Genomic DNA, 26,409 nt, shown 5'->3' with positions numbered 1-26,409 from the left:
CCAAATTTCCAAATTGTCCAATTAGTTAATTACAATGAACTCTCAAGAAGTACGCTCCACATTCCTCGATTTTTTCCAGTCCAAAGGGCATTTAATAGTTCCATCGGCGCCAATCGTTTTGAAAGACGACCCGACGCTGATGTTCAACAATTCCGGAATGGCCCAGTTCAAGGAATATTTTCTGGGCAACGCCACGCCAAAATCCAAGCGGATTGCCGATACCCAAAAATGCCTTCGGGTTTCCGGAAAACACAACGACCTTGAAGAAGTAGGGAAAGATACCTATCACCACACCATGTTCGAGATGCTCGGCAACTGGAGCTTTGGTGATTACTTCAAAAAAGAAGCGATCCATTGGGCCTGGGAATTATTGACCGAAGTCTATAAAATCGATAAAGACATATTGTATGTGACCGTTTTTGAAGGTTCCAAAGAAGAAAATGTTCCGTTCGACCAGGAAGCCTGGGACATCTGGAAGTCATTGATATCAGAAGACAGAATCCTGCTCGGGAACAAAAAAGACAACTTCTGGGAAATGGGCGACCAGGGTCCGTGCGGGCCTTGTTCGGAAATCCACGTCGATATACGTTCGGCCGAAGAAAAAGCAAAAGTTTCAGGTCGCGATTTGGTCAACAACGATCATCCGCACGTAGTTGAAATCTGGAACAACGTATTCATGGAATTCAACCGAAAAGCCGACGGATCTCTTGAAAAACTTCCCGCGCGTCACGTTGATACCGGAATGGGTTTCGAACGTCTTTGCATGGTTCTGCAAGGTGTGCAATCGAATTATGACACCGATGTTTTCGGGCCGCTGATTGAAAAAATCGTCACGCTTACCGGAAAGAAATATGTCAAAGGTGAAGCATTGGGCGAGCAGGAAAAAACCAATATAGCCATTCGGGTCATTGCCGATCATGTGCGCGCTGTGGCATTCGCTATCGCCGATGGTCAGCTTCCGTCAAATACAGGTGCAGGTTACGTAATCCGCAGGATCTTGCGTCGCGCTATCCGATATGGGTTTACGTTTTTGGATACAAAAGAGGCATTCATTTTTGAACTGGTCGATACGCTTGCGGCTCAAATGGGCTCGTCATTTCCTGAAATCCGTCAGCAGAAAGATTTGGTAAAGAACGTGATCCGCGAAGAAGAAAATGCGTTTTTGCGTACACTCGACCAAGGATTGCAATTGCTTGATGATGTCGTAAAACAAACCCAGGGCAAAGAAGTTCCGGGTGCAAAAGCATTCGAATTGTATGATACGTTCGGTTTCCCTAAAGATTTGACCGCTTTAATCCTCGAAGAAAACGGCATGAGTTACAACGAAGCCGATTTTGACAAAGCGATGTTCGAGCAAAAGACACGCTCTCGTGCAGCATCCGAAGTTTCGACCGAAGATTGGGTCATCGTGCGTGAAAAGATGGAGGAGAGTTTCGTTGGGTATGATCTGCTTGTAAACGAAGCCCACATTACGCGCTATCGTCAGGTCGATTCCAAAAAAGATGGAAAACAATTCCAGATTGTCCTCGATGCGACACCTTTCTATCCGGAAGGCGGCGGACAGGTTGGCGACAGAGGTGTTTTGATTGCCGGATCAAAAGAAATTCCGGTGCTCGATACCAAAAAAGAAAACAACCTGATTTTACATATTACGCAGTCGTTGCCGGAAGATGCGTCAGGTCCGTTGACGGCGAAAGTCAATCGGGAACTGCGCGAACATTCGGCCCGAAATCACTCGGCGACTCACTTGTTGCATCAGGCGTTGCGTTCGGTTCTGGGAACCCATGTAGAACAAAAAGGCTCGCTCGTTTCGCCGGGTTATCTGCGTTTCGATTTCTCGCATTTTTCAAAAATGACAGATGCCGAACTACAATCGGTGGAAAATTTCGTCAACGACCGCATCCGCGAACATTTGCCGCTCGTCGAAAGACGCAACATTCCGTTTGCTGAAGCTGTGGCCGAAGGTGCCATGGCGTTGTTCGGTGAGAAATACGGCGATTCGGTACGCGCGATCAAATTCGGGCAAAGCGTGGAACTCTGCGGCGGAATCCATGTTCAGAATACGGCAGATATATGGCATTTCAAGATTGTTTCAGAAAGTGCTGTCGCCGCTGGAATCCGTCGGGTTGAAGCGATTACTTCCGATGCCGTGAAAGACTATTTCGCCAATCAGGAAAAAGCATTGTCAGAAATAAAAGAGACGTTAAAGAATCCGCAGGACACACTCAAAGCGGTTGCTGCCATGCAGGAGGAAAATGTCAAACTCAAAAAGCAGGTTGAGGCTTTGTTGCGTGAAAAAGCAAAGGCACTTAAAAGTTCGATGGCGAATGAATTCCGCGAAGTCAACGGCGTTAGGTTTTTGGCGACTCAGGTAGATTTAGCCGCAGAAGGCGCAAAAGACCTGGCCTACGAACTCGGAAACCTTGGTGAGAATATCTTTATTGTGTTGGCAACCGTCAATGATGAAAAGCCAATGCTGACCGTTTATGTTTCCAAAGAACTCGTCGCTTCAAAAGGACTCAACGCCGGGCAAGTCGTACGCGAACTCGGAAAATATATCCAGGGCGGCGGAGGCGGACAACCGTTTTTTGCCACGGCAGGCGGAAAAGACCCTCTTGGAATTCCTGAAGCGCTTGAAAAAGCAGAAGATTTCATCAGATAAAACGGACCCGGATTTAGTTCCGGGTTTTTTATTTCCTTGGGTTAATTCTATTAAAACCCTTTTTGTTTTCTGACAATTTGCTTCCTGAAAACATAATTGTCGGGAAGTTGCGACAGTTCGCCTGCGACAAATTTTATTGTCACGGATATTTTGTCGGTGGAGAAATCCAGTGTTGTCCGCATCGTTCCGACAATCCTCATATTTAAACGGTTAGCCGAAGTGAAATTGGCCAAAAAGTGCATTTCAACAAGAATTCAGGCCGCTCATCCGATTTTTTTTCTGCGTGAAAACCACTCACATACTTTTGGCATATCCAAATTTCAATTGTTATTCGCCATGAAAAACAGCTACCTACTTATCTCTGCATTTTTGCTTCTGCTGGTTTCTTGCACATCGGAGTCAGATACTACTCCATCTCCTGAGGTAAATCCTAAATTACGTCTTATTCAAAAGAGCATCACAACCGGTTGGTCTGGTGAATCCGTTACGTCGGTCTGGAATTATGATGGACAGAAGTTGGTCAGCATCATTAGTGATAATGGTTCCGAGCAGCATTTTACTTACAATGATAATCTCATCGTATCTGTGGAATCGAGCAATGAATTCGGTGAGGTGACCACTGATTCCTATGAATACGATGACCAGGGCAGAATTACAACCCATCTTGACATTTCTGCAGATTGGGGCCGTAAACAGGTTTATGAATATGCTCCTGATGGTTCGATTTCGGTGACCCAGTATTTTGGCTCCGATGAATCACAGACACAAATTGTAATGCAAGGTGTCCTTCTCATGCAGAACGGTGAAATTACACATACCAAAACCCTAAACGTGGACAGCGGTTACGGACGCATTTGTGATTATACCTATGATACACACAATACGCCAACCAGAAATATCATTGGCTATGACAAAATTTCCAGTCTGTTAAGTACCAACCAAAAAGGTATTTTTCACAACGTATTGACCAATACACAAACCACGGAAGGACAAGATCCTGTGTTGGTGACCAAAACATATGTCTACGATTCACTGGATTTCCCACTTCGCATTGTATCGAGTGATCCGCTTGATGGGGATTCCGGAATAACAGAATATATATACTAAATGGGGGAAAACTTTTAGTATGCTCCGGCCTTTGTGCCGGAGTTTTTTTATTTACGATATTTGCCCAGATGCAATTCACCACGCCAGTTCCGGTTCCGCTTATTCCGAAAAAGATCACGCACGATTCACTTGTCTTTCTAGGGGGTTCTTGTTTTGCCGAAAGCATGGCCCAAAAACTGGAGTATTTCCAGTTCCGGACTATTACAAACCCGTTCGGTATTTTGTTCAATCCATTAGTGCTTCTGGATTTGTTTGAGCTAGCGGATTCGTCGAACGAAAAGGCTTTTGACGTTTTTGAGCAGCATGGTAAATGGCATTATTTCGGTTCCCATTCCAAACTCAGCAATACTGATAGATCACAACTTGAATTGTCATTGCAACGTGCTGTCAGGGAAACAAAAAAGGCTCTCGAATCTGCTTCACATTTTATTTTTACCTTGGGGACGGCCTGGGTCTATCGTCACCTAACATCGGGAAAAATAGTGGCCAATTGCCATAAAGTGCCTCAGCAGCAATTTGAAAAAGTGTTGCTTTCACCAACTGAGGTTTACGAATCGGTACGGAAATTATCAGCCATAATATCAAAATGGAATCCGTCGGCTGTCCAAATCTTTACCATTTCACCCGTCCGCCACATCAAAGACGGTATTGTCGGGAATCAACGCAGCAAAGCCAACCTGATATCGGGATTGCATTCTTTTATGGAGGAATCGGAAAATCAGGATATCGTCTATTTTCCATCGTATGAAATCGTGCTTGACGAATTGCGCGATTACCGGTTTTTTGCCACTGATATGCTGCATCCGTCAGATATGGCGATAGATTACATTTGGGAACGTTTTTCACAAAGCATCATGACTGCCGAAACCACTGAAGTCATGGGCAACGTTTCTTTTATCAGGAAAGCATCGGAACACAGACCTTTCGATTTGAATTCCGATTCTTACAAGCGTCATTTGGAACTCATCGACAAGAGAATTTCGGCGTTGCAGCTCCAGTTCCCTCACATGGAATTCTAAAATACGGCAAATGCCTTATTGCCGCAGTTTGGGCTTAGTCGCAGATTTGTAACGGATTAAAACACCGAATCAAATCAAATACTAACTCAAATTGAACAGACAAATGAAAAAGTTTCAAATTTTCGGAAAAGCAATTTTATTTACGGGATTGATCGCGCTTGCTTCGGCTTGCAACGGTGATGAGGCTGTAGGGACAGGCGGACAATCTGGTTCCTATATTACGGCAAGTGTCAACGGATCTGGTTTTGAAGCAGCGGTAATGGGCGTTTCTACAGTAACGGCGGTACGCACAGGAACAGGTGCAGGAAACCTGATTATGATTACAGGAGCTAATCCGGACGCACATGCCATCACCATCAACCTTTTTGGAATCACCGCAACAGGCGATTATAATGTGACACCGGATTCTGACAGCGTGATGGCTTATGTAGACGGCATGGGTTCTTCTACGGCGAGTTATGATACAGGCGAATGCGAAGGCGCGACAGGAGTGGTACACGTAACCCAGATAAGCGATACGCAAATTGAAGGGACATTCGAGTTCACAGGAAAGTCTGAAGAAAACAGTTGTGCCGCAAAATCAGTTACCAACGGATCTTTCCGCGGCATTTTTATGCAGTAATAAATAGTTGTGTGGTAGCCGATCATATTATCGGCTTTTTGGAAGAATACGGCAATTGCCGTATTTTTTTTTAGTTGGTTGTGACGGAACTTTGAAGCAAAATTTCCACAATGATCCTGTCATCGGTGTTTGTATTTTTAGTCATGAGCTGCATTCTTGTCTGGCACCAGATCAAGATTCGTCGGCAAACGCTCATGCACGAACAAAGCATGCTGGCATTACATCAAAAGTTCGTCGAGGAAAACTACAACAACCTGATTGCAAAAGGGCAGGTGAAACTCAGTGACGAGATGCTCAACAGCATACGGCAGTCGAACACTATTATCGGTAGTGACATCTATCTCGCGTTCCGGGATACTATGGGCCAGCTTTATGGTAAGGAATAACTTAGGCTTGGATTTCAATACTTTATTATATTCGCTCCAAACCTGGCTTACAATGATGTATCGGATTTCACTTTTATTTCTTATCGCCGTTTTTCTTTTTGGCTGTTCCGATTCCGAAAGGCAAAAATCCGGTGAACGGTTATCGTCCAATCAAACAGCGATCATATCCGACTATTCCAAGGTCGATGCCTATATGCTCAAACCGATGGATTCGCTCACGGCGCTCGCTGCCAGAATGGAGATAAAGGCAATGCCTGAATCTGCAAAATACAAAGCAATGGCTCAAATCGTGACCGGCGTTGCGTATTCGGGGAATGCCAGGTTCCAGCTGTCGTTCAAATCGTTCGAAACGGCTTTGAAGCTATTGGAGAAAAAAGGGAACGACACGTTGCGGGCGCGGGCTTTATGCGGAATTGGAAATTATTACAAGAATACCAGCGACTACCCAAAGGCGCTGCAGTTTTTCCTGAGCGGATTGACCATTTACGAACGCACTAAAAATACGCGTGGCCTTATTGCGACCAACGGAAATATCGGGTCTGTCTACATGGAAAAGAATGATATGAAGCTGGCGCGGGAACACCTTGAAAAAGCGCTACGCATCGGAAAGGACAGCAGGCATAAATTCGCTTACCTGAATTCGGCACATACATTAGCCAATGTTTATGGCATTTCAGGTGAATTCCAAAAAGCGATGGAGTTGGATAAGATGGCTATAAAAATCTGCGATAGCATTGGCTTGGATAAATTGAAAACAGCTTTCCTGGACAACAAGGCGAATTGTTATTTCTACAGCGGACGCATCGACAGTGCGGAATACTATTTCAACGAATGTCTCAAAATTGATTTGAAGACAGGCGATAAAAAGCAAATTGCCGATACGTACAGCAACCTCGGAAATATAGAACTGGCACGTAGGCAATATGCAAAAGCGGAAACATACGTGAAACGAAGCATTTCCATGATTGGTGATATGGAAAGCAAGCACAACATACTCAAATGTTATCAGATCCTTATTGATATTTACAAAGCTTCGGGCAAAAAAGATCTGGCCTTGAAAACCCAGGATGAATATATGGATGCATACGCCCGCGAGATGAATGAGAAGAAGGAAGAAGCCCTGGCCGAATTCAAAGTAGTCCATGAAACCGAAAAAAAAGAACAGATCATTGCCCGCAACCGCATCGAACTTCTTGAAAAAGAAGATGAGGTACGGACGCGCAATTCGTGGATTGTCATTATTTCACTGCTTTCGGTGTTTTCTGCATTAGTACTTTTCCTCATCTATCGGCAACAAAAACTGCGGAATTACCAACAGGAGCAGGAGCACGAACTCAAAACGGCGATTGGTCGCATAGAAACCCAGAACAAGCTCCAGGAACAACGCCTGAGCATATCACGCGACCTTCATGACAATATTGGTTCCCAGCTTACTTTTGTGATTTCTTCGGTCGATAACCTGAGATACGCGTTTGATTTAAAAGGCAGTAAACTTGATGATAAACTCCAAAACATAAGTCAGTTTACCCAATCGACAATCGTGGAATTGCGCGATACGATCTGGGCGATGAACCATGCCGAGATTTCGTTTGAAGACTTGCGTTCCCGAGTCTATAATTTCATCGAAAAAGCACAGCTTGCAAGACAGGATATTGCATTTTCATTCGACATAGACAGCGGGCTTGGCGACCTCAAATTCAGTTCGGTCAAAGGCATGAACATTTATCGTACAATACAGGAAGCCATCAACAATTCGATAAAACATTCAAACGCGTCGAAGGTTTCGGTCTTTATCAAAAAAGAAATTTCGGGCATTGCTATTTTGATTGAGGACGATGGAAACGGTTTTGAAACCTCGGGCGTCGAAGGAAACGGGCTTCGGAATATGAAAAAACGTATCGAAGATATTGGCGGAACGTTCGCGGTTGTTTCATTTGTAAACAAAGGAACACAGATACAAGTGAACCTAACCGATCCCAAAGCATGAAACGGCTTTGGTTTTTCCCGATGCTTTTTTGGGCTGTACCTCTTATCGCCCAGAATCGGAAAACCATAGATTCGCTTAACAACATTCCATTTGAAACACGATTGGCACAGGCGTCCAAACTCGATGTGGTGTATTTAAAAAATGCCTCCGATTCCAAAAAGATAAAGTACGGTTTGGGCGAGGGAGAAAGTTACTCAAACCTGTCGCTCGTCTATAATTACAAAGGGAAATACAATCTGAGTACAGATTATGCCTTTCGCGCCATACAGGTTTTCGAACGCATTGGCAACCGTAAAAAAGTCGCCTTCCAATATGGTGAACTGGGTTATCAGATGAAACGCCGGAACATGCCCAAAGCACAGTACTATATGCTCAAAGCAAAGTCACTGGCCGAATCGATACCAGATACCACTTCACTTTTGAGCATCTACAACAATTACGGCGTGCTCAAGGAAATGCAAAATCAATTGGACAGCGCGCTGTATTTCTACAAAAAAGGATTGGTCATCAAGCGACATATAAAAGATGTTACCGGAATTCCGTTCAGCCTGAACAATATTGCCATAATTTATACGATGGAAGGCAACTATGACCAGGCTTATGCGTTGTTTTCCGAAGCGTTGCAGATGCGGCTTTCCAAAAAGGATTCCGTAGGTATTGCAGAAAATTATTGCTATTACGGGGATTTCTATTCGGCCAAAAAAGAATTCAGGCCGGCACTTGACAATTATCGCAAGTCGCTTGAAATCTCAAAGAAAAACAAATACGCCCACCTGATCCAATACAATTACGAGAGCATCGCGCTGATGCATCAAGGATTGGGCGAATACAAGCAGGCACTTGAGAATTACCGCCAGTTTGAAAAGGTAAAAGACAGCACCGTCAACTTTGATACGAATGCGCGTATCGCAGAGCTTGAAGTGCAATTTGAAACCGGCCAAAAAGAAAAGCAACTTGTTGAAAGCCATAATAAACTGTTACAGGAACAGGCAGAGTCGCGAAGGAAAACCATACTGTTTCTATTTATTTGTTCGGGAGTTTCATCTCTTGGCATCATCGGTTATTTATTGTATCGGCAACAAAAACTCAAGAACCGGCAAATCTTGCAGGAACATGAATTGAGATCAGCAATAGCAAATATCGAAACACAGAATAAACTGCAACAGCAGCGGTTGTCCATTTCACGCGACTTGCATGACAACATCGGGTCGCAGCTTACGTTCATCATCTCATCTGTCGAAAACCTCAAATACGCCTTTGATATTGCGGGTTCGAAATTAGATACGAAATTGTCAGGAATCAGTGAATTTACGCGTGATACCATTGTAGAATTGCGAGATACGATCTGGGCGATGAATTCGGGCGAAATAAAATTTGAAGACCTTGTTTCCAGAATCAGCAATTTTGTCGAAAAAGCACGTGAAGCGCAAAGCCAGATTGATTTTGAGTGTGTGCTTCCTCACGAAATGGAAAACCTTAGCATGAATTCGGCTGTTGGAATGAATGTGTACAGATGCATCCAGGAAGCCATAAACAATGCGATTAAATATTCCGGAGCGACTAAGATCAGGGTTGAGATTCGTCAATCGGAAACTATCGGAATTGACATTTCAGATAATGGTTCCGGTTTCAATCCTGAAAAAGTTGCACTTGGAAATGGATTGCACAATATGAAGAAGCGCATGGCCGACATTGGCGGCAAACTGCGTATTGAAACATCAGTTGGTAAAGGAACCAGAATCCATATCGATTTGGATCAATCGTTAATCCGCAAGACGTAAAAAATACGCCAAATGCCGTATTTTACGAATCAGGCCGGAATCTCATCTTTGTGGAAATCACAATGAAAATGGTGGCGAAGAAAATAGAAAACGTAAAGTTCTGGTGCGTCGTGACCATCATTGTATCCATACTGATCCTGAATTTTATATTCCTGATTTTTTATTGATAAAAATTGTAAGTTAGTTCTGGATGAACATCAAAATCGGCATTGTAGACGACAATCATTTCCTGACGCGCGCGATTCAGGAGAAGCTGTCTTTTTTTGAAGATTTGTCGGTTCGGTTTACGGCTGCCAACGGAAAGGAATGCATCGATAAACTTGAACAAAGCCATAACATCGATTTGATCCTGATGGATATCGAAATGCCGCAGATGAACGGAATCGAAGCTACATCGGTCATCAAAGCGCGTTTCCCGCACATCCGCATCATCATGCTGACGGTTTTCGATAACGACGAAAACATCTTCAATTCGATAAAAGCCGGTGCCGACGGTTACCTGCTCAAAGAAGTCAACGCGCGTGATCTGCATCAGGGAATAGTCGAAACTTTGAATGGAGGCGCGGCGATGAATCCGTCGATTGCCCTGAAGACGTTGAAGCTGTTGCGCAATCCGGTAGATTTCGATGCGCGGACATCAGACGACGTCAAATTATCCACACGTGAAATCGAAGTGCTCGAACAATTAAGCAAAGGATTGAATTACAACAATATTGCGGAGAATTTGTTCCTGTCGCCGAGCACGGTGCGCAAACACATCGAGAACATCTACACCAAACTCCAGGTGCACAACAAACTCGAGGCGATACAAAAGGCCAAAAGCAATAATCTGATTTGATCGAATTGCCTATCTTTAAGAAAAAGATAGCCTGATGCGCAAATATCTGTTGGTTGCCGTTTTGACGTTGCTTGTGTTTTTTGCGATACGCTATTTTATAGAACGCAAAGACGATTCATCGACACTCGAATACAACACCCAACTGATCCAGAAACAAATTGAAAATGTAGGCAAACTTGTGGTCACCGAAGGCCATTTCGCCGAAGTCATCACCTACAAAGACCGCGATAAATACCTGATGGATATGTTGTCTTTCGAGAAAAAAGCATTGGTCATTGTCAATGCAGATGTGTCGGTTTCGTATGACCTGCATCAGGTTACATATGATATAGACAAGAAAAATAAGACCATTGAAATTCTCACGATTCCAAAAGAAGAAATCAAGATTGATCCGCAACTGACTTTTTATGATGTAGAACAAACGACACTGAGCCTGTTTACAGGTGATGATTACAACAAGATCAACAAAAAGGTTCGCGATGATCTGATGAAAAAAGTCAGAGCCTCAAGCCTGCAATCGAACGCTCAGAACCGATTGGTCAGCGAGCTTTCAAAAATGCTTATTTTGACCAGTTCGATGGGCTGGACACTTGAATACAAAGGAAAACCTGTCGCCGATGAAAAGCAATTAGGCCAGCAACTCAAAAATTAATTCGCTTTTTCCTCCTCAAAAATAAGCTCGAGGCCGCCTTTGATGAGGTGTGCGATTTGAGGTCGCTTGGTTTTCAATTCTTCCAGATAGGATAATGCCTTTTCTGAAAGTACTGGTTGGTTCGCATCTTTGAGTAATTCAGCGATTTCAACAGATAGCAACCAATCTGTCGGGAATCTGGAAACCAATTCTTCAAAAACCGAAGCCAGTTTTTCAATTCCGTTTCCGCTTTCACGAATATCACGGACTTCACGATAGAGTTTTTCAAGTGCCGAACGGCTTTCAGATTCAGCTGCTTTTATGGTTTTAGAAGAAGGAACGTGCGTGATCAGATCAAAGCTTTTTACATCTGCAGGGCCTGAAAATGCCGAGACTACTTTTTTCCCGACGGCCATATCATACGTCCCCCATTCCGGCTGGAACAGGATTTCGTCTCCGTGTTTCACCGTACAGTTTTTAAAGCTGATGATGATGATTTCGCCCTGAAGATTCCTTGAACCTGTAATGATTTCGCCGGAAACCGTGATTCCGCCTTCGAATTCAAGCGTGATTTTTTCTTCTTCGTAGATGTCGTAAGCACGCAAATCACGCGGACTCATGTCTTCGATGGCAAGGTTAATTCCCTTGAGTTTGCCAATCGGGCTTCCAAAGCCTTCTGCGTGTGTATTCGTTCCATGGCCCACGAGTTCTTTTTCGCGATAGGACAAGGCTGTTTTTCCGGTCGTCTGGATGTAAACAGGTTTGGATTCGTGTTCGATTACATTTGTGAAAACTCCTGATATCTGGATTCCGGTACTTAATTCTATGGTTCCAAGTGCTTTTGAATCGATGAGTTTTTTGATTCCACGAAGCCCGCCGGTACGTAATGCCATGGTGTTTGCAAAATCTTCGAGAACCTGGCTCAGGAAAGCAAAATCGGGCGTGACGAACAGTTGAGGCTGGGGCTTTGTGATGTCGAAACTTTGCTCGGCTGCATCGATGGAATACGGTAGTTTTCTGACAGCATCGGTCATGCACCAGGCGCTTTCACCAATCGAGGATAACAAGCCGGCACCGTAGATTTTTGGGTTTTCAGGGGTTCCGATCAGGCCATATTCTACAGTCCACCAATGCAGGTTGCGGATTTGTGCCATCTCAGATGCTTCACCCATATTGTTTTGTAAATCTTCGACAGCCTGTTCTGCCTTTTGGATATCTTCTGCCGATGTTCCTTCGGCTTCCTTTAAAATCGAAAGCAAACGGATAGCTTCATACAATTCATAGTCTTTGTGGGAAGATATCGCTTTGCAGCCAATTTCACCAAAACGGCGCAAATATTCGGCGTATTCCGGATTCGCGATGATAGGTGCATGTCCGGCGCCTTCATGGATTATGTCCGGAGCAGGCGTGTATTCAATATGTTCGAGTTGACGGATGTCTGAAGCGATAACGAGAACATTGTAGGCCTGGAATTCCATGAATGCATTCGGCGGAATGAAACCGTCTACGGCAACGGCAGCCCAACCGATTTCTTTAAGAATTCGGTTCATGCCATACATATTGGGAATCTGGTCTATTTCGAGGCCGGTTTTTTTTAATCCATCAAGATAGGAGTGATGGGCGACCTTGGATAGATAAGCTACATTCTTACGCATCACATATCGCCAAACGGCCTGGTTTATTGGAGTGTAATCCTCATAATCCTGTGGTTTGATGAATTGTTTCAAATGAACCGGAAGCCGGTCAATTAATGGGTTGCTTTCGAATGTAGCGCTCATGCAGACATTTTTTGTAGTCGGGTAAAATTAGTAAAATGACAGTAAGACATAAGCAATTAAATCATAAAAAAACCGCTGTCTATTTATGACAGCGGTTATAATTTGGTTGACAGATTTCAGAATGGTAAATCAGTGTTTTACAAGTATTTTGCTTGTTGTATTTCCAACTTGTACGAAATACAGACCGTTAGAAAGATTTTGAGTCGGGATTTGGCTATCAGCTGAAATAACGCAGTTATACAGTTTTTGTCCAGATTCAGAATACACGTTCACGTTTACGGAAGCGTTGAAATTTCCACTGATTTTTATTTCGGTGTTTGCCGGGTTCGGATAAACGGCAAGATTCGCAACAGTTACACCGGTAAGTCCCAGTGATTCATTGTTCACTCCGAAAGTTTCTTCCTGGATCACGAATTCACCTGTTCCGTTCGGAATGCGTGCGGCGCTCATATTTGCTGTTTGCGGCCCAAATTCGACGCTGTCGATCGTGATCATATTTGGATCTGTCAATACCACGAATTCCCCGTCAACAGAAAGTTTCCAGGTGGCATGAAGCGGCCCTTGGTCTGCATCGTCATCTGCCCAAACAATCAGGTAACCGCCTGCGGGAATCAAAGTTCCTTGTGGAAATTGCCATTTTGTAGGATCGGCGGCATCATCTGAAAGGTAGAAATTGCTTAAGTCGACTTCAAAATCATTGTTGTTATATAGCTCAACCCAATCTTCGAATTCACCGGCATCATCTGTCACCGATGCGTTATTGCTCGCCATGAATTCATTGACCACAACGCCGGTTCCTTGAGGGAGAACGCCGTTAGTGCTGTTTTGTGCCAGGGCAATCGAGCCAAGAACGAGGAATGCAAAAGAGTAAATTTTTCTCATAGTTAGATTTGTTACGTTACAATTGCAAAAATTCGCTTTTTATCACGGTATAGAAAATGATTTACACGGGTTTAACGATTTGATAATATGGCGTTAGAATTTGTGTTCCGATTGTAAATAAAAAAACCGCGAATCTGGTCGCGGCTTTAGATTGTATTATTTTTTTGGAGCTCCGGGAGGAAAGTTCTGCAGGATGGCGCTTACGAATTCGTTTGCCCTTTCATCTTTCTTGTCGACATCTTTGGTCAATGTTCCTATGCCTTCGCCTTGCCACAACAATTCTTTCTTTTTGGCGTCGATGAGGTCAATGAATAATGTTCCTTCTGTGTATGTGTTGACACTGGTGTTATATCCGCCGCCCCACATGTACGGATTCCAACCCCAACCCCAACCGTAGCCCCAGCCGGCGTTAAATTGATTTACGTCTACTTGTGTTCGGGCTTTGGTGAAAATATTTACGAGTAAATCAGGTGTTTCACTTTTGGTATAGCCTTTTGCAGCCAGGGAAGTTTCGATGGAACGAAGGATTCTTTTTTTGTCGAGGTCTGATATTTCGGCCTTGTCGATTCCGGTCTTATAGAAGCCGTACGTTTTGTAGGCAGAAAAATCGACACTTTTGTCATAGTCTGATGCCACTCGCACAGCGCAGCAGGAACTCACCACAAAGGCAAGCAGAACGGGTAATACTTTAATGGTTTTCATAGCGATTTAATTAGCGATTTTTAATTTTTAATGATCTTAAAAATCATAGGTTTTTTTCTTTCTTTTCACGAAAACTTCTTACAATCGCCACCACACTGAAACCAATGGAAATCGAAACGGCCAACGCCTGTAGCAATAAGCCACTCATGAATTTGGCAAGAAGCAAAAAGCCTATTCCCATTATCACTAGCGAAATGCTATTCAGTTTGTCCATTTGGATAATCGGTTCCAAAAAACCACAATTAATTAGTAAAGATGGCGTCGTCTACTTCGTTTGGTATAGTAACGCGGAGTAAGGGTTCCGATTGCATCGCCTGTTTGATGGCGAAGACAGCTCCGTCGTTCCTGGCCCAACTGCGGCGTGAAATACCGTTGTTGACGTCCCAGAAAAGCATCGATTTGAGTCGCTTCCCTGATTCTTCGGAGCCATCAAGAACCATACCGAATCCGCCGTTTATAACCTCGCCCCAACCTACGCCTCCGCCGTTATGTATGCTGACCCAGGTTGCTCCGCGAAAGCTGTCGCCGATTACATTCTGTATGGCCATATCTGCTGTAAAGCGCGATCCATCGTAAATATTCGATGTTTCACGGTAAGGTGAATCTGTACCGGAAACATCGTGATGGTCGCGTCCAAGGATTACGTTCTGGATTTCACCTTTGGCGATGGCATCGTTGAATGCTTTTGCGATATTGATCCGGCCTTGTGCATCGGCGTATAGAATTCTAGCCTGTGAACCGACTACGAGTTTGTTCTCACGTGCGCTGCTGATCCATTTGATGTTGTCTTCCATTTGCTGACGGATTTCAACCGGTGCAGACTTTGCCATTTGCTCAAGGACGGAAAGCGCAATTGCATCGGTCTTAGCCAAGTCTTCGGGGTCACAGGAAGCACAAACCCATCGGAATGGCCCGAATCCGTAATCGAAACACATAGGTCCTAAAATATCCTGCACATAACTCGGGTATCTGAAATCGATGTTGTTTTTTGCCATCACATCGGCTCCGGCACGTGAACTTTCGAGCAAAAAAGCATTTCCGTAGTCAAAGAAATAGGTGCCTTTTGCGGTGTGCCTGTTGATTGCGGAAACCTGTCGCCTCAATGATTCCTGTACTTTTTCTTTAAACTTTTCTGGTTCCGATGCCATCATCGCATTCGATTCCTCAAGAGACAAGCCAACCGGATAATAGCCACCGGCCCATGGATTGTGAAGCGATGTCTGGTCGGAACCCAAATCGATGAAAATATCTTTATCTGCGAATTTCTCCCAAACATCAACGACATTTCCGAGATAGGCGAGGGAAACCGTTTCTTTGGTTTGTTTTGCCTTTTGAACACGTTCGATCAACGAATCAATGTCTGTCAGAACTTCATCAACCCAACCTTGTGAATGACGGGTGTGCACAGCTTTCGGATTGATTTCGGTACAAATGGTGATGCAGCCTGCGATGTTTCCGGCTTTTGGCTGTGCGCCACTCATTCCGCCAAGGCCAGATGTCACGAATACTTTTCCTTCAAGGCCTTCGCCGTTTTTGGAGATTTTGCGTCCGGCGTTCATGACCGTGATCGTTGTTCCATGTACAATGCCTTGCGGCCCGATATACATATAGCTTCCGGCTGTCATTTGTCCGTATTGAGTCACGCCAAGTGCGTTGAATTTTTCCCAGTCGTCCGGAGCTGAATAATTCGGTATCATCATGCCGTTTGTCACGACCACTCGTGGCGCATTTGCATGAGATGGAAAAAGCCCCATAGGATGCCCGGAATACATGGCCAGCGTCTGTTCGTTTGTCATTTCTGACAGATATTTCATGGTGAGCAGATATTGCGCCCAGTTCTGGAACACGGCTCCGTTTCCGCCATACGTGATCAATTCGTGCGGATGCTGGGCCACGGCATAATCAAGATTGTTCTGGATCATGAGCATGATGGCTTTTGCCTGGTCGCTTTTTCCGGGGTATTCTGAAAAAGGCCGTGCCTTCATTTCATAATCCGGACGGAATCGGTACATATAAATGCGTCCGTAAGTTTCGAGTTCGTTTGAAAATTCAGCGGCAAGTTCCTTGTGGTGGCGCGGCTCAAAATAGCGAAGTGCGTTTTTTATGGCAAGCTTTTTTTCGTCCGGAGATAAAATCTGTTTGCGTTTCGGGGCGTGGTTCACGCTGGTATCATATGGTTTTGAAGCAGGTAATTCGGCAGGAATGCCAACGGAAATTTGTTCCTGGAAAGTCATTTCTTGAATTTATTTGTTTTTTTGTCGTAACCGTAAGGGCAATGGCGGCATCCGCTGCGGCAACAATAGCCTCGTTTGAGGTGGTATTTTTCTGTGAATACTTTATAGCCTTCGGGTGTCAGATAGTAATCTTCACCTTCAATCAGCTTATTTTCGCCTGTATTGCCATTCATGTTACGGCAAATTTAGGAACTTTGACTCGTGATGTTCGTAGTCATTTCAAAATATTTGGTTCCGAAAGGTTTTCGCGGAATAACATTGTTTCCCTTTATTTTTTTAAGGGAAAAAAGTCATGCATCTGATAAAATAATCCTTAACCATGAAAGAATCCATTTGAAACAGCAACTGGAAATGCTTATTTTGCTTTTCTACATTTGGTATGGTTTGGAGTTTATGTATCATCTCGTCAGAAGCAAAAACAGCAGAGTCGCATATCTTAAAATCAGTTTTGAAAGAGAGGCATATGCCTTTGAAAAAGACACTCTATACTTGAAGAAAAGAAAATTCTGGGCCTTTTTAAACTTCCTGTGAGTTACGTCAAAAGGCGTATTGGTGTAGGATTTTTTTGATTGGATATGGACCAGAAATAATCCTTTTGGATGACATTCGTATATTTTAAATGCTTTTGGTGCATAATTGTTTTATTTTGAAGGAAATAAAAGTATTTTTATAAAAATTTTTTGTGATGAAAAAGGTCCTGTTTCTGGCAACATTATTCTTTTTGGCAGCTTTGCCTGGAAGCGCGCAGCTCTATGTAAGCCCCGGAAGTTACGTCTACAATAATAACCAGTATGTTTATGTGAAGCAAGGAGTGAACCTTCAGAACAATTCCAATTTTTATTTAAGGAATGGCGCACAGCTTCTCCAGGGCACGACAGGTACAAGTGCGAATCAGGGTCAGGGAAATTTGTCTTTGTACCAGGAAGGTACCGTAGATAATTTCGAATACAATTACTGGTGTTCTCCTGTTGGCGGGGCATTGGCCGCAGTAGGGAATTCAAACTTTGGGATTACGCAATTATACAGTCCGGTTGATGTGACAAACAGTACGGCAGCTATCATGCTTCCTACTTCCAATACAAACGGAATCGCATCGCCTTTGTCGATTTCACAGCGCTGGGTTTTTAAATATACCATGAGCACCAACTATTCTGCCTGGTCTCAGGTGAATTCGGCATCTACGATTGCTGCAGGTGAAGGTTTTACCATGAAAGGAACTTCCGGGACGGATATGACCATGGTCAACGGTGTCGCCAATAATCCCGGGGCTGCACAACGTTACGACTTCCGTGGAAAACCTAACGACGGAAATATCAACATTCCACTTGCAACAGGGCAGTGGACGCTTACCGGTAATCCATATCCATCAGCAATAGACCTTGCGGCTTTTCTTGTGGCCGAAACAAATTGTACCGGTTCGGCTTACTTCTGGGAACAGGACAAAAATGTGAATTCGCATTTGCTTGTGGCGTATCAAGGTGGTTATGGAACGTATTCAGGAGGAACTAATATTTATGTGCCAGCTGTCTTTACCAATTATGATGGCGCCGGAATTCCACTGGCGACGGTCGGATCCGGATCGTCTTATGCGCGTCGTTTTTCGCCTATAGGTCAGGGATTTATGCTCGAAGGTGCTGCCAATGCAAGTGCTGTCATGAAAAATAGCTATCGTGTCTTTACAAATGAAAATGCATCGACATCTGTTTTTGAACGTGTGATGGCAAGTACTGAAAGTGAAGAGCCAACATTCGATAATTTGCCTCAGATTCCATCGGTTTCAGGATTTGATTATAGTTCGGTCAGCAATGCTCCGACACCACAGATCCGATTCAATGTTTCGTTGAATGATTCGGGAATCCGCCAGATTGTACTTGCGTTTAAAGATGAAGCTACAGATGGTATCGACCATGCGCTCGACTCAAAATCGCCAGGTGATGCACTTCCGGCAGATTTATATTTTGCGATTGAAGGTAAAGAGTTCGTCATATCAGCAGTAAACTTTGATGTGAATAAAAAGATTCCGATAGGTCTTAAGAATGCCGCCGATGCATCTTACAAAATAACTGTAAGTGAAATGATCAATTTTGACGAGGCGGATCATGTCTACGTTCATGATAAATTAAACGATGTGTATCACGAGATTACATTGGACGAATTCCAGATCGACATGCCTGCGGGAAACAACAGCGAGCGTTATGAGATTACGTTTACCGATCAGGCTCTGGGATTGCCTCAGGCTACGAAACAGGAATTGCTTGTGACCCAGAATAATGCAAGCCAAGTGTTGACGATACATAATCCGGGCTTGGTTGATGTGACCGATGTCTATCTTTTCGATATCTCCGGCAAACGCGTAATGGAACTCAAAAATCAGGAGCGAAAAAGCAGTTATGAATTGTCGACTGCGGGGTTAAGCGAATCTGTGTATGTGGTCAAGATCGTCTCGAAGGAAAAGAGTGATTTTGCCCAAAAGATACTCGTCAGTCACAGTAAAGCATCGGAATAAATAAAAATATCAAAGCAGCCTCAATGGTTGCTTTTTTTTGTTCTTTGTAGCACTTATGTCTTCTGTATTCAACCAAAAAATACTGCTCCCGAATTGTTCTGCCGATGTATGGCTCAAAAGAGAAGACCTTATCGATCCGGAAATTCCGGGTAACAAATTCCGCAAGCTCAAATACAATATTGATTTCGCCATTGCAAACGGTTTTGATACACTGCTGACTTTCGGAGGTGCTTTTTCCAACCATATCGATGCGGTCGCTTATGCCGGAAAACGGTTTGGATTAAAAACGATTGGAATCATCAGAGGCGATGAATTGGCTTCAAAACCTTTGAATCCGACACTTTCACGAGCGGTAAGAAACGGCATGCGGCTTCATTTTATCAACCGTGAGGAGTATCGGAAAAAAAATGAGGAATCATTCATAAACCACCTGAATACAAGCTTTGGCAAATTTTACCTGATTCCGGAAGGTGGGACGAATGAGCTTGCGGTACGCGGTTGTGAAGAAATTCTCACTGATGCAGATTTTGAGTTTGACTATATTTGCTGCGCCGTTGGAACTGGCGGAACGCTGGCAGGATTGTCACGATCGCTTGGTGAAAGACAGAAACTTTTGGGTTTCAGTTCACTCAAAGGGGATTTTTTAAAATCGGAAGTGGAACAATGGACAATGCGAAGCAATTTTGACATCATCACTGATTTCCATTTTGGCGGTTATGCCAAAGTCGATTCGGTATTGGTTGCTTTTATCAAACATTTCGAAGCACAAAATAAAGTCACGATCGATCCCGTTTATACAGGCAAAATGCTCTTCGGGATTGATAAGATGAGCGAGAGCGGTTTTTTTAAAAGTTCTGATCGCGTTTTGGCCATCCACACCGGCGGTCTTCAGGGAATTGAAGGAATGAAACAGAAAATGTCATCGATAGATATAGAATCAAATGAATAAGAGAATCCTGTTGCTAGTACTTTTGGCTATTTTTGCCAGCTGTAATTCTTCCAAACAGACAACCTACAAGCGACCGTCGACTTCCCATAAAAAGGCTGTTGTCCGTAAACCCACGACAAAAGTAACTACGACTAAATCGGCTACTGCTTCCTCAAATTCGGGGAATTCATCAGCTGCCTCAAAATCAGAAACACTTGAAGCCGTTACAAGGGTAAAGGTGACTACGGAAATGGTAAACGAATATATTGCCAAGTTCGAACCGATTGCGCGCGGAAATATGCAACAGTATGGTATTCCGGCCAGTATCATCCTCGCTCAGGGAATTCTGGAATCGGGTGCGGGAACAGGTCCTTTGAGTTCATCTGCAAACAACCATTTCGGAATCAAATGCCATAAGGATTGGACAGGTGAGAGTGTGAGGCATGATGACGATTCGGAACAGGAATGTTTCCGCAAATACAACAATCCGGCAGAATCGTATCGCGATCATGCCTTGTTCCTTACCGGAAGACAGCGGTACTCGGCTTTGTTCGAATTAGATAAGGACGATTATAAGGGTTGGGCAAAAGGACTTCGTTCAGCAGGTTATGCAACAGATCCGAAATATCCTGAAAAACTTATCGGGCTTATCGAACGATACAATCTGCAAAAATACGATGCCATGGTTTTAGGTGTCGATTATGAGCCGGTTCCGCAACAATCCACGTCTGTCATGATTGCTGATAATTCCTCACAATATCAGGTGATTGCCGGAGATACATTATATTCTATTTCCAAGCGATTCAACATTACGGTCGATCAGTTGAAGTCTATGAATAACCTTCAGGATAATGCGCTTTCAATCGGCCAAAACCTAAGAATAAAATAATGCGATATCAAAGAAGCAGCGCTTTGTTTACCGAGGCAGGGCAATATATTCCCGGAGGTGTGAATTCTCCGGTTCGGGCTTTCAAGGCTGTAGGCGGAACACCGGTTTTCATGAAAAGCGCAAAAGGGGCTTATCTTTTTGACGAGGATAACAACCAATACATAGATTATATAAATTCATGGGGACCGCTGATTCTGGGGCATGCAAATGAAGCTGTTGAAAAGGCTATCATTCATCGGGTTAAATCAGGAACCACATTCGGAACACCGACTGCACTCGAAACGGAAATTGCTTCCCTTGCGGTTTCAATGGTTCCGAATATCGATAAGATACGGTTTGTAAATTCAGGGACAGAAGCATGTATGAGTGCAGTACGGCTCGCCCGCGGATTTACCAAACGCGATAAAATTATAAAGTATGCTGGTTGCTATCACGGCCATTCCGATTCTTTCCTGATAAAGGCAGGAAGCGGAGCCTTGACATTCGGTTCTCCGAATAGTCCGGGTGTAACAGAAGGAACTGCGAAAGACACCTTGCTGGCCAAATACAACGATTTGGATGAAACGACTCAAATCGTGAACGCAAATCCAGATTCGATTGCCGCAATTATTTTAGAACCCGTTGCGGGAAATATGGGTTGTGTGCCGCCCGAACAAGGATTTTTGAAAGGACTTCGCGAGTTATGCGATGCCCACGGTATTCTGTTGATTTTTGACGAAGTCATGACCGGTTTCAGATTGGCACGCGGTGGCGCACAGGAACTTTTTGGAATAAAGGCAGATATTGTTGCTTTCGGCAAAGTAATAGGAGGCGGATTACCAGTTGGGGCTTTTGCGGCACGAAATGAAATCATGGATTATCTTGCTCCTTCAGGGCCCGTTTATCAGGCTGGGACACTTTCCGGAAATCCTATTGCAATGGCTGCGGGATTGGCGATGCTTAAATCACTTGAAGCGGATAGAAGTGTTTTTGAGCGTCTGGATCAAAAAACCGCTCGTCTTGAAAGTGGGATTAGAAGTGTATTGTCTTGCGGATCTGAACCTTTTACTATTAATCGTTGCGGCTCAATGATATCGGTGCATTTTTCAGATACACCGGTCGTAGATCTTGATACAGCTTCTGTTGCCGCGACAAATACCTTCAATGAATTCTTTCACTTTTTGCTTGACAGAGGTGTGTACATTGCGCCATCAGCCTACGAAACGTGGTTCATTTGTGATGCATTGAGTGATGCTGATATTGATCGCACCATTGAAGTGATAAGTGCATTCGCAAAACGATAAAACAAAAAAATCCGTCGGTTAAGACGGATTTTTTATTTCTGAAACTCAATTATTGAGTAATCTGTAGGAATAATTCTTTATTGCCTTTAAGCTTTGTCATTTCTTCCTTGCTTAAAAAACCTTCCATTTTCTTTTCAAGCATCCACGGAAGTTCCTGCTTCACTTTGTCGCTTGATTTTGGATCTTCTTTGATTTTATGCTTGTAATCCATCAATTGTGTCAGGATGTCGCTCTTTTGCTTGTCAAGACCCAGAAATTTTTGTGCAGCTGCAACTTCTGTTTGTGTGGTGCTTTTTTTGGCTTCCTGAGCTGTTGCAGATAAGCTACAGGCAAGAGCGATGGCGGCCATTGCAATTATTTTTTTCATTTTTCTATAAATTTATCAGATACGTCTCCAAATCTAAAGGAATTTAGTTTAATCTGCAAAAGAAATGCAATTTATTCCTGTTCGTGTTTGGGTTGTTTGTGGTTTTTTCTCGTTTCTTTATTGTGTCTTACTGCTTTGTCCTGCAATCTCTTCCAGGTCTCATATTGGTTTTTATCCAGGATTTTTTTTGCTTTTTCGTTAATGGCGATTCGCTGGTCAAGCATTTGGCTTTTATGAGCGTAGATTTCGTCGGCGGTTGGCTTTTGTCCGGATTCGCGTTTGGCTTTCATTTCGTCCATCATGGCTTTTCCAGATGTCATTTGTTCATCAATTAAAAGTGCCATGTCTTTTTGTTGGGAATTGCTCAGGTCAAGGTCAAGTGTGAGTTTTTTTAAGCGGAGCGACTTCTTTTGTTCCAGTGTCAGTTCGGGATGTTTCTTGTCATGATGACGATTTTCCGGTTGGGCAAATGCTGCCATATTTACCAGTAGGATCAAAGTTGCAATTACAGGTTTCATAAATCGTTTCTTTTAAAATTCGGGCCTAGGATGCATCTGTTTCCAAATCGTTTAACGGCAAAAAAAAAGAGAAGCCTAAACTTCTCTTAAATTGTAGTAGACAGGATGCTTATCCGGCTAATTCAACCGTTTTGCTGTCACCTTCCACGATTACTTTTACAAGTCCTTGTTTTGACAGGCCTTTCATGGCGGCATCCCATTTTTTACCGCTGAGACCGGCTTGGATTTTCAACGCGTCAAGCGCAAGTGATTTGGTCGCCTTGAGGATTTCTGCAATGGCTTTTTCATCTTCGGTCAATGCAGGTGCGTTTTTCTCGGGACGCATCTGAGGGAAGAACAAAACTTCCTGTATTGATGCATTATTTGTCAGGAACATGATCAATCTGTCCATCCCGATACCAAGCCCGGAAGTTGGTGGCATTCCGTATTCAAGTGCACGAAGGAAATCGGCATCGATGAATTGGGTAGCTTCGTCATCCCCGCGTTCGGCCAGTTTCAATTGTGCTTCGAAACGTTCGCGTTGGTCGATAGGGTCGTTAAGTTCGGAATAGGCGTTCGCGATTTCTTTTCCGCAGACCATCAATTCAAAACGCTCGGTCAATTCCGGATGTTCACGGTGTTGCTTGCACAACGGACTCATTTCCTTTGGATAATCGGTTATGAATGTAGGCTGGATAAAGTTTCCTTCGCATTTCGCTCCGAAAATTTCGTCGATGAGCTTTCCTTTACCCATAGTTTCATCAACCTGGATTCCCATTGATTTTGCTGCAGATGCAATTTCCTCTTCTGTCTTTCCGGAAATGTCGAAACCTGTGAATTGCTTGATGGCATCGGTCATCGAAATTCTTGGATACGGCGCCTTGAAATCTACTTTGTGTTCTCCGAAAGTCGCTTCAGACGTTCCATTGACGGCAATTGCACAATGTTCCAGAAGTCTTTCGGTGAAATCCATCATCCAATTATAATCTTTATAAGCCACATAAATTTCCATGGCCGTGAATTCCGGATTGTGGGTACGATCCATCCCTTCGTTGCGGAAGTTTTTGGAGAATTCGTAGACACCGTCGAATCCGCCGACGATGAGTCTTTTCAGATACAACTCGTTAGCGATTCGCATATACAATGGAATGTCGAGTGAATTGTGATGAGTAATGAACGGACGCGCCGCTGCTCCGCCGGGAATGGGTTGCAAAATTGGCGTTTCGACTTCCAGATACCCTTTTTCGTTGAAGAAAGAACGCATCGCATTGAATAGTTTCGTCCTTTTTATAAAGGTTTCCTTTACGTTGTCGTTTACAGTTAAATCTACGTATCGACGACGGTAGCGTTGTTCGGCATCGGCAAAGGCATCATGGATTTTTCCATCTGCATCTGTCTTTACAACCGGAAGCGGGCGAAGGGCTTTTGCAAGAACCGTCAATTCGCTCACGTGGACAGAAACTTCGCCGACCTGTGTTTTGAATACTTTTCCGGTTATTCCGATAAAGTCGCCAATGTCAAGCAGCTTTTTAAAAACGGAATTGTACATGACGCGTTCTTCATCCTGGGAGATATCGTCACGTGAAATATAGACCTGGATTCGGCCTTCGGCATCCTTGATTTCTGCGAAAGAGGCTTTTCCCATGATGCGCTTACCCATCAAACGACCGGCGAGCGTAACCTCTTTACCTTCAAATGAGGCAAAGTCGTTTATGATTTCCGATGAATGTGCGGTTACCTTGAATTCATTGGCCGGATAAGGTTCTATGCCGAGTTGGCGTAGTTCGGTCAATGCCTCGCGGCGCAAGAGTTCCTGTTCAGATAAGGCCATGGGATGCTTGATTTTAAGAGCGCAAATGTACGGCAACGCCCTGAGATTTACAACGGTGATAAATGACGTATCTTTGCGATATGAATAAGACAGTTTTGCTAACCGATCTTGGCCTTCGCGATTACAAGGAGGTTTGGGAAATGCAGGAGGAATTGTTTCGCAATATCGTCGACCTGAAAATTGCTAACAGACGAGAATCTAAAAATGACGAGACGCCAAATTATCTTCTGTTTGTAGAACATCCGCACGTTTATACTTTGGGTAAAAGCGGTCATGCCGAAAACATGCTTTTGAATGAGAAGCAGCTTGAAGCCAAAGGAGCTACTTTTTACAAGTCGAATCGCGGAGGCGATATTACCTATCACGGGCCTGGGCAGATTGTAGGTTATCCGATTCTGGATCTTGATAATTTTTTTACGGATATTCATAAGTACATGCGCTATCTGGAGGAAACCATAATCCTCACTTTGGCTGAATATGGATTAAAGGCAGATAGAAGTCCGGGGGAAACCGGAGTCTGGCTAGATGTCGGGACGCCTTTCGCAAGAAAAATAGCGGCTTTAGGGGTTCGTGCTTCAAGATGGGTCACAATGCACGGATTCGCCCTTAATGTCAATGCAGATCTTGGCTACTTTGACAATATAATTCCTTGCGGCATCAGAGGGAAAGGAGTTACGTCTCTTGATGTTGAAATCGGGCGTAAAGTTCCGCTTGATGAAGTCAGAGAAAAATTAATCGGTCACTTTGCGCATCTTTTTGAAGCGAAAATGGTATCTGCCTTGGTTTTGTCAGATAACTAAATCAAAATTCCAGTTCCAATTGTTCCGGAAGTAACCTGAAAGAAGTCCGGTGATAGGGTGAAGGGCCGTATTTCCGGATGGCTTCTCGGTGTTCCAATGTTGGATAACCTTTGTTCTTCTTCCAGTTATAGACCGGATATTCCTCATGAAGCTGATTCATCAAGTCATCCCGATATGTTTTTGCAAGTATTGAAGCCGCGGCAATGCTTAGGTACTTACTGTCGCCTTTTATGATGCAAGCGTGCGGAATATTGTCAATTGGTTTAAATCTGTTTCCATCTACTATTATATAGGAAGGAATTGTCTGAAGTTTGTGGATGCATTCCTGCATGGCTTGTATCGATGCGTTCAGAATGTTGATTTTATCGATTACTATATGGTCTATATGAGTGACTGAAAAGCACAGTGCTTCTTTTTCTATGAGTTCCCGAAGTTGGAATCGGCGGCTTTCAAGTAATTGTTTGGAATCTGTGATGAATTCATTGTGAAAATCATCTGTTAAAATTACGGCAGCTGCAGTTACCGGGCCAGCCAGGCAACCTCGTCCGGCTTCGTCTGTTCCTGCTTCAATTGGAAATGATGAGTATCTGTTACTTAACATTAATTTAAAATTACAGCAAATTTATCAAAATGACGCAACCTTTTTAATTCTATGTCATCATTGAGTCAGTTATTTGAA

General features: G+C 43.7%; 25 protein-coding genes. 15 read left to right on the top strand and 10 right to left on the bottom strand.

Annotated features, from left to right (window positions below):
- Positions 1–34 precede the first annotated feature (34 nt).
- From alaS to G6047_RS01675, 9 genes are all read left to right on the top strand, one after another.
- Positions 35–2,662 (top strand): alanine--tRNA ligase, encoded by a 2,628-nt coding sequence (gene alaS / locus G6047_RS01715; RefSeq protein WP_169525743.1) that lies wholly within the window; start codon positions 35–37, stop codon positions 2,660–2,662.
- A 336-nt stretch (positions 2,663–2,998) separates the two neighbouring features.
- Entirely contained in the window at positions 2,999–3,769 is a 771-nt protein-coding gene (locus tag G6047_RS01710; protein WP_169525742.1) for a hypothetical protein, read from the top strand.
- Positions 3,770–3,837: 68 nt separating this feature from the next.
- Entirely contained in the window at positions 3,838–4,788 is a 951-nt protein-coding gene (locus G6047_RS01705; RefSeq protein WP_169525741.1) for a GSCFA domain-containing protein, read from the top strand.
- A 103-nt stretch (positions 4,789–4,891) separates the two neighbouring features.
- On the top strand, positions 4,892–5,410 hold the full coding sequence (locus G6047_RS01700) for a DUF6252 family protein (RefSeq protein WP_169525740.1): 519 nt from the start codon (positions 4,892–4,894) through the stop codon (positions 5,408–5,410).
- Between the two features lie 110 nt (positions 5,411–5,520).
- A complete protein-coding gene (locus G6047_RS01695; RefSeq protein WP_169525739.1) occupies positions 5,521–5,796 on the top strand; it encodes a hypothetical protein in 276 nt (91 codons plus the stop codon).
- Positions 5,797–5,848: 52 nt separating this feature from the next.
- Positions 5,849–7,783 carry a tetratricopeptide repeat-containing sensor histidine kinase gene (locus tag G6047_RS01690; RefSeq protein ID WP_169525738.1) on the top strand — a complete coding sequence of 645 codons (1,935 nt, stop codon included), beginning with the start codon at positions 5,849–5,851 and terminating at the stop codon, positions 7,781–7,783.
- Positions 7,780–9,564, top strand: coding sequence for a tetratricopeptide repeat-containing sensor histidine kinase (locus tag G6047_RS01685; protein ID WP_169525737.1), 1,785 nt, complete (start codon positions 7,780–7,782; stop codon positions 9,562–9,564). Before G6047_RS01690 ends, G6047_RS01685 begins: the two co-directional genes overlap by 4 nt.
- A gap of 190 nt (positions 9,565–9,754) precedes the next feature.
- A complete protein-coding gene (locus G6047_RS01680) occupies positions 9,755–10,402 on the top strand; it encodes a response regulator (protein WP_169525736.1) in 648 nt (215 codons plus the stop codon).
- A gap of 34 nt (positions 10,403–10,436) precedes the next feature.
- On the top strand, positions 10,437–11,054 hold the full coding sequence (locus tag G6047_RS01675; protein WP_169525735.1) for a DUF4230 domain-containing protein: 618 nt from the start codon (positions 10,437–10,439) through the stop codon (positions 11,052–11,054).
- Here G6047_RS01675 and G6047_RS01670 read toward each other — a convergent pair.
- The 6 genes from G6047_RS01670 to G6047_RS01645 form a co-directional block, all read right to left on the bottom strand.
- Positions 11,051–12,811: an aromatic amino acid hydroxylase gene (locus G6047_RS01670; protein WP_169525734.1), complete on the bottom strand. Its 1,761-nt coding sequence runs from the start codon at positions 12,809–12,811 to the stop codon at positions 11,051–11,053. The genes G6047_RS01675 and G6047_RS01670 overlap by 4 nt on opposite strands.
- Positions 12,812–12,940: 129 nt before the next feature.
- On the bottom strand, positions 12,941–13,693 hold the full coding sequence (locus tag G6047_RS01665) for a lamin tail domain-containing protein (RefSeq protein WP_169525733.1): 753 nt from the start codon (positions 13,691–13,693) through the stop codon (positions 12,941–12,943).
- Positions 13,694–13,849: 156 nt separating this feature from the next.
- The gene (locus G6047_RS01660) at positions 13,850–14,395 is read right to left on the bottom strand and encodes a DUF4136 domain-containing protein (protein WP_169525732.1); all 546 of its coding nucleotides are present in this window, start codon (positions 14,393–14,395) and stop codon (positions 13,850–13,852) included.
- Positions 14,396–14,438: 43 nt separating this feature from the next.
- The gene (locus tag G6047_RS01655) at positions 14,439–14,609 is read right to left on the bottom strand and encodes a hypothetical protein (RefSeq protein WP_169525731.1); all 171 of its coding nucleotides are present in this window, start codon (positions 14,607–14,609) and stop codon (positions 14,439–14,441) included.
- A 28-nt stretch (positions 14,610–14,637) separates the two neighbouring features.
- A complete protein-coding gene (locus G6047_RS01650) occupies positions 14,638–16,629 on the bottom strand; it encodes a urocanate hydratase (RefSeq protein WP_169525730.1) in 1,992 nt (663 codons plus the stop codon).
- The gene (locus G6047_RS01645) at positions 16,626–16,802 is read right to left on the bottom strand and encodes a DUF5522 domain-containing protein (RefSeq protein WP_169525729.1); all 177 of its coding nucleotides are present in this window, start codon (positions 16,800–16,802) and stop codon (positions 16,626–16,628) included. Before G6047_RS01645 ends, G6047_RS01650 begins: the two co-directional genes overlap by 4 nt.
- A gap of 31 nt (positions 16,803–16,833) precedes the next feature.
- On the opposite strand from G6047_RS01645, the gene G6047_RS16740 reads away from it, so the two are divergent.
- The 5 genes from G6047_RS16740 (at position 16,834) to hemL (ending at position 22,235) form a co-directional block, all read left to right on the top strand.
- On the top strand, positions 16,834–17,160 hold the full coding sequence (locus G6047_RS16740) for a hypothetical protein (protein ID WP_235946477.1): 327 nt from the start codon (positions 16,834–16,836) through the stop codon (positions 17,158–17,160).
- 154 nt (positions 17,161–17,314) lie between these two features.
- Positions 17,315–19,135, top strand: coding sequence for a T9SS type A sorting domain-containing protein (locus G6047_RS01640; protein ID WP_169525728.1), 1,821 nt, complete (start codon positions 17,315–17,317; stop codon positions 19,133–19,135).
- Positions 19,136–19,190: 55 nt separating this feature from the next.
- The gene (locus G6047_RS01635; RefSeq protein ID WP_169525727.1) at positions 19,191–20,084 is read left to right on the top strand and encodes a 1-aminocyclopropane-1-carboxylate deaminase/D-cysteine desulfhydrase; all 894 of its coding nucleotides are present in this window, start codon (positions 19,191–19,193) and stop codon (positions 20,082–20,084) included.
- Entirely contained in the window at positions 20,077–20,952 is an 876-nt protein-coding gene (locus tag G6047_RS01630) for a glucosaminidase domain-containing protein (RefSeq protein WP_169525726.1), read from the top strand. The genes G6047_RS01635 and G6047_RS01630 overlap by 8 nt, the downstream gene beginning before the upstream one ends.
- Positions 20,952–22,235, top strand: coding sequence for a glutamate-1-semialdehyde 2,1-aminomutase (gene hemL, locus G6047_RS01625; protein WP_169525725.1), 1,284 nt, complete (start codon positions 20,952–20,954; stop codon positions 22,233–22,235). The genes G6047_RS01630 and hemL overlap by 1 nt, the downstream gene beginning before the upstream one ends.
- A 49-nt stretch (positions 22,236–22,284) precedes the next feature.
- Here hemL and G6047_RS01620 read toward each other — a convergent pair whose 3' ends face one another.
- From G6047_RS01620 to lysS, 3 genes are all read right to left on the bottom strand, one after another.
- Positions 22,285–22,602, bottom strand: coding sequence for a hypothetical protein (locus tag G6047_RS01620; protein WP_169525724.1), 318 nt, complete (start codon positions 22,600–22,602; stop codon positions 22,285–22,287).
- 71 nt (positions 22,603–22,673) lie between these two features.
- Positions 22,674–23,120 carry a hypothetical protein gene (locus tag G6047_RS01615; protein ID WP_169525723.1) on the bottom strand — a complete coding sequence of 149 codons (447 nt, stop codon included), beginning with the start codon at positions 23,118–23,120 and terminating at the stop codon, positions 22,674–22,676.
- Between the two features lie 109 nt (positions 23,121–23,229).
- On the bottom strand, positions 23,230–24,930 hold the full coding sequence (lysS, locus tag G6047_RS01610; RefSeq protein WP_169525722.1) for a lysine--tRNA ligase: 1,701 nt from the start codon (positions 24,928–24,930) through the stop codon (positions 23,230–23,232).
- An 80-nt stretch (positions 24,931–25,010) separates the two neighbouring features.
- Here lysS and lipB point away from each other — a divergent pair, with 80 nt between their 5' ends.
- Entirely contained in the window at positions 25,011–25,730 is a 720-nt protein-coding gene (gene lipB / locus G6047_RS01605) for a lipoyl(octanoyl) transferase LipB (protein WP_169525721.1), read from the top strand.
- A gap of 1 nt (position 25,731) precedes the next feature.
- On the opposite strand, the gene G6047_RS01600 is transcribed toward lipB, so the two are convergent.
- The gene (locus G6047_RS01600; RefSeq protein WP_169525720.1) at positions 25,732–26,331 is read right to left on the bottom strand and encodes a ribonuclease HII; all 600 of its coding nucleotides are present in this window, start codon (positions 26,329–26,331) and stop codon (positions 25,732–25,734) included.
- Positions 26,332–26,409 lie beyond the last annotated feature (78 nt).

The organism is Flavobacterium silvaticum (assembly GCF_012911565.1).
In the GTDB taxonomy this organism is placed as follows: domain Bacteria; phylum Bacteroidota; class Bacteroidia; order Flavobacteriales; family Flavobacteriaceae; genus Flavobacterium; species Flavobacterium silvaticum.
This window is presented reverse-complemented; position numbering and strand designations above follow the sequence as displayed.

What these genes read in the sequence shown, in the direction of transcription:
- G6047_RS01655 (WP_169525731.1), bottom strand. Translation starts at nt 14,609, where the DNA reads ATGGACAAACTGAATAGCATTTCGCTAGTGATAATGGGAATAGGCTTT.
- G6047_RS01695 (WP_169525739.1), top strand. Translation starts at nt 5,521, where the DNA reads ATGATCCTGTCATCGGTGTTTGTATTTTTAGTCATGAGCTGCATTCTT.
- G6047_RS01675 (WP_169525735.1), top strand. Translation starts at nt 10,437, where the DNA reads ATGCGCAAATATCTGTTGGTTGCCGTTTTGACGTTGCTTGTGTTTTTT.
- G6047_RS16740 (WP_235946477.1), top strand. Translation starts at nt 16,834, where the DNA reads ATGTTCGTAGTCATTTCAAAATATTTGGTTCCGAAAGGTTTTCGCGGA.
- G6047_RS01615 (WP_169525723.1), bottom strand. Translation starts at nt 23,120, where the DNA reads ATGAAACCTGTAATTGCAACTTTGATCCTACTGGTAAATATGGCAGCA.
- G6047_RS01650 (WP_169525730.1), bottom strand. Translation starts at nt 16,629, where the DNA reads ATGACTTTCCAGGAACAAATTTCCGTTGGCATTCCTGCCGAATTACCT.
- G6047_RS01620 (WP_169525724.1), bottom strand. Translation starts at nt 22,602, where the DNA reads ATGAAAAAAATAATTGCAATGGCCGCCATCGCTCTTGCCTGTAGCTTA.
- alaS (WP_169525743.1), top strand. Translation starts at nt 35, where the DNA reads ATGAACTCTCAAGAAGTACGCTCCACATTCCTCGATTTTTTCCAGTCC.
- G6047_RS01690 (WP_169525738.1), top strand. Translation starts at nt 5,849, where the DNA reads ATGATGTATCGGATTTCACTTTTATTTCTTATCGCCGTTTTTCTTTTT.
- G6047_RS01665 (WP_169525733.1), bottom strand. Translation starts at nt 13,693, where the DNA reads ATGAGAAAAATTTACTCTTTTGCATTCCTCGTTCTTGGCTCGATTGCC.
- G6047_RS01600 (WP_169525720.1), bottom strand. Translation starts at nt 26,331, where the DNA reads ATGTTAAGTAACAGATACTCATCATTTCCAATTGAAGCAGGAACAGAC.
- lysS (WP_169525722.1), bottom strand. Translation starts at nt 24,930, where the DNA reads ATGGCCTTATCTGAACAGGAACTCTTGCGCCGCGAGGCATTGACCGAA.
- G6047_RS01705 (WP_169525741.1), top strand. Translation starts at nt 3,838, where the DNA reads ATGCAATTCACCACGCCAGTTCCGGTTCCGCTTATTCCGAAAAAGATC.
- G6047_RS01640 (WP_169525728.1), top strand. Translation starts at nt 17,315, where the DNA reads ATGAAAAAGGTCCTGTTTCTGGCAACATTATTCTTTTTGGCAGCTTTG.
- G6047_RS01635 (WP_169525727.1), top strand. Translation starts at nt 19,191, where the DNA reads ATGTCTTCTGTATTCAACCAAAAAATACTGCTCCCGAATTGTTCTGCC.
- G6047_RS01670 (WP_169525734.1), bottom strand. Translation starts at nt 12,811, where the DNA reads ATGAGCGCTACATTCGAAAGCAACCCATTAATTGACCGGCTTCCGGTT.
- G6047_RS01700 (WP_169525740.1), top strand. Translation starts at nt 4,892, where the DNA reads ATGAAAAAGTTTCAAATTTTCGGAAAAGCAATTTTATTTACGGGATTG.
- G6047_RS01630 (WP_169525726.1), top strand. Translation starts at nt 20,077, where the DNA reads ATGAATAAGAGAATCCTGTTGCTAGTACTTTTGGCTATTTTTGCCAGC.
- hemL (WP_169525725.1), top strand. Translation starts at nt 20,952, where the DNA reads ATGCGATATCAAAGAAGCAGCGCTTTGTTTACCGAGGCAGGGCAATAT.
- G6047_RS01685 (WP_169525737.1), top strand. Translation starts at nt 7,780, where the DNA reads ATGAAACGGCTTTGGTTTTTCCCGATGCTTTTTTGGGCTGTACCTCTT.
- G6047_RS01645 (WP_169525729.1), bottom strand. Translation starts at nt 16,802, where the DNA reads ATGAATGGCAATACAGGCGAAAATAAGCTGATTGAAGGTGAAGATTAC.
- G6047_RS01710 (WP_169525742.1), top strand. Translation starts at nt 2,999, where the DNA reads ATGAAAAACAGCTACCTACTTATCTCTGCATTTTTGCTTCTGCTGGTT.
- lipB (WP_169525721.1), top strand. Translation starts at nt 25,011, where the DNA reads ATGAATAAGACAGTTTTGCTAACCGATCTTGGCCTTCGCGATTACAAG.
- G6047_RS01680 (WP_169525736.1), top strand. Translation starts at nt 9,755, where the DNA reads ATGAACATCAAAATCGGCATTGTAGACGACAATCATTTCCTGACGCGC.
- G6047_RS01660 (WP_169525732.1), bottom strand. Translation starts at nt 14,395, where the DNA reads ATGAAAACCATTAAAGTATTACCCGTTCTGCTTGCCTTTGTGGTGAGT.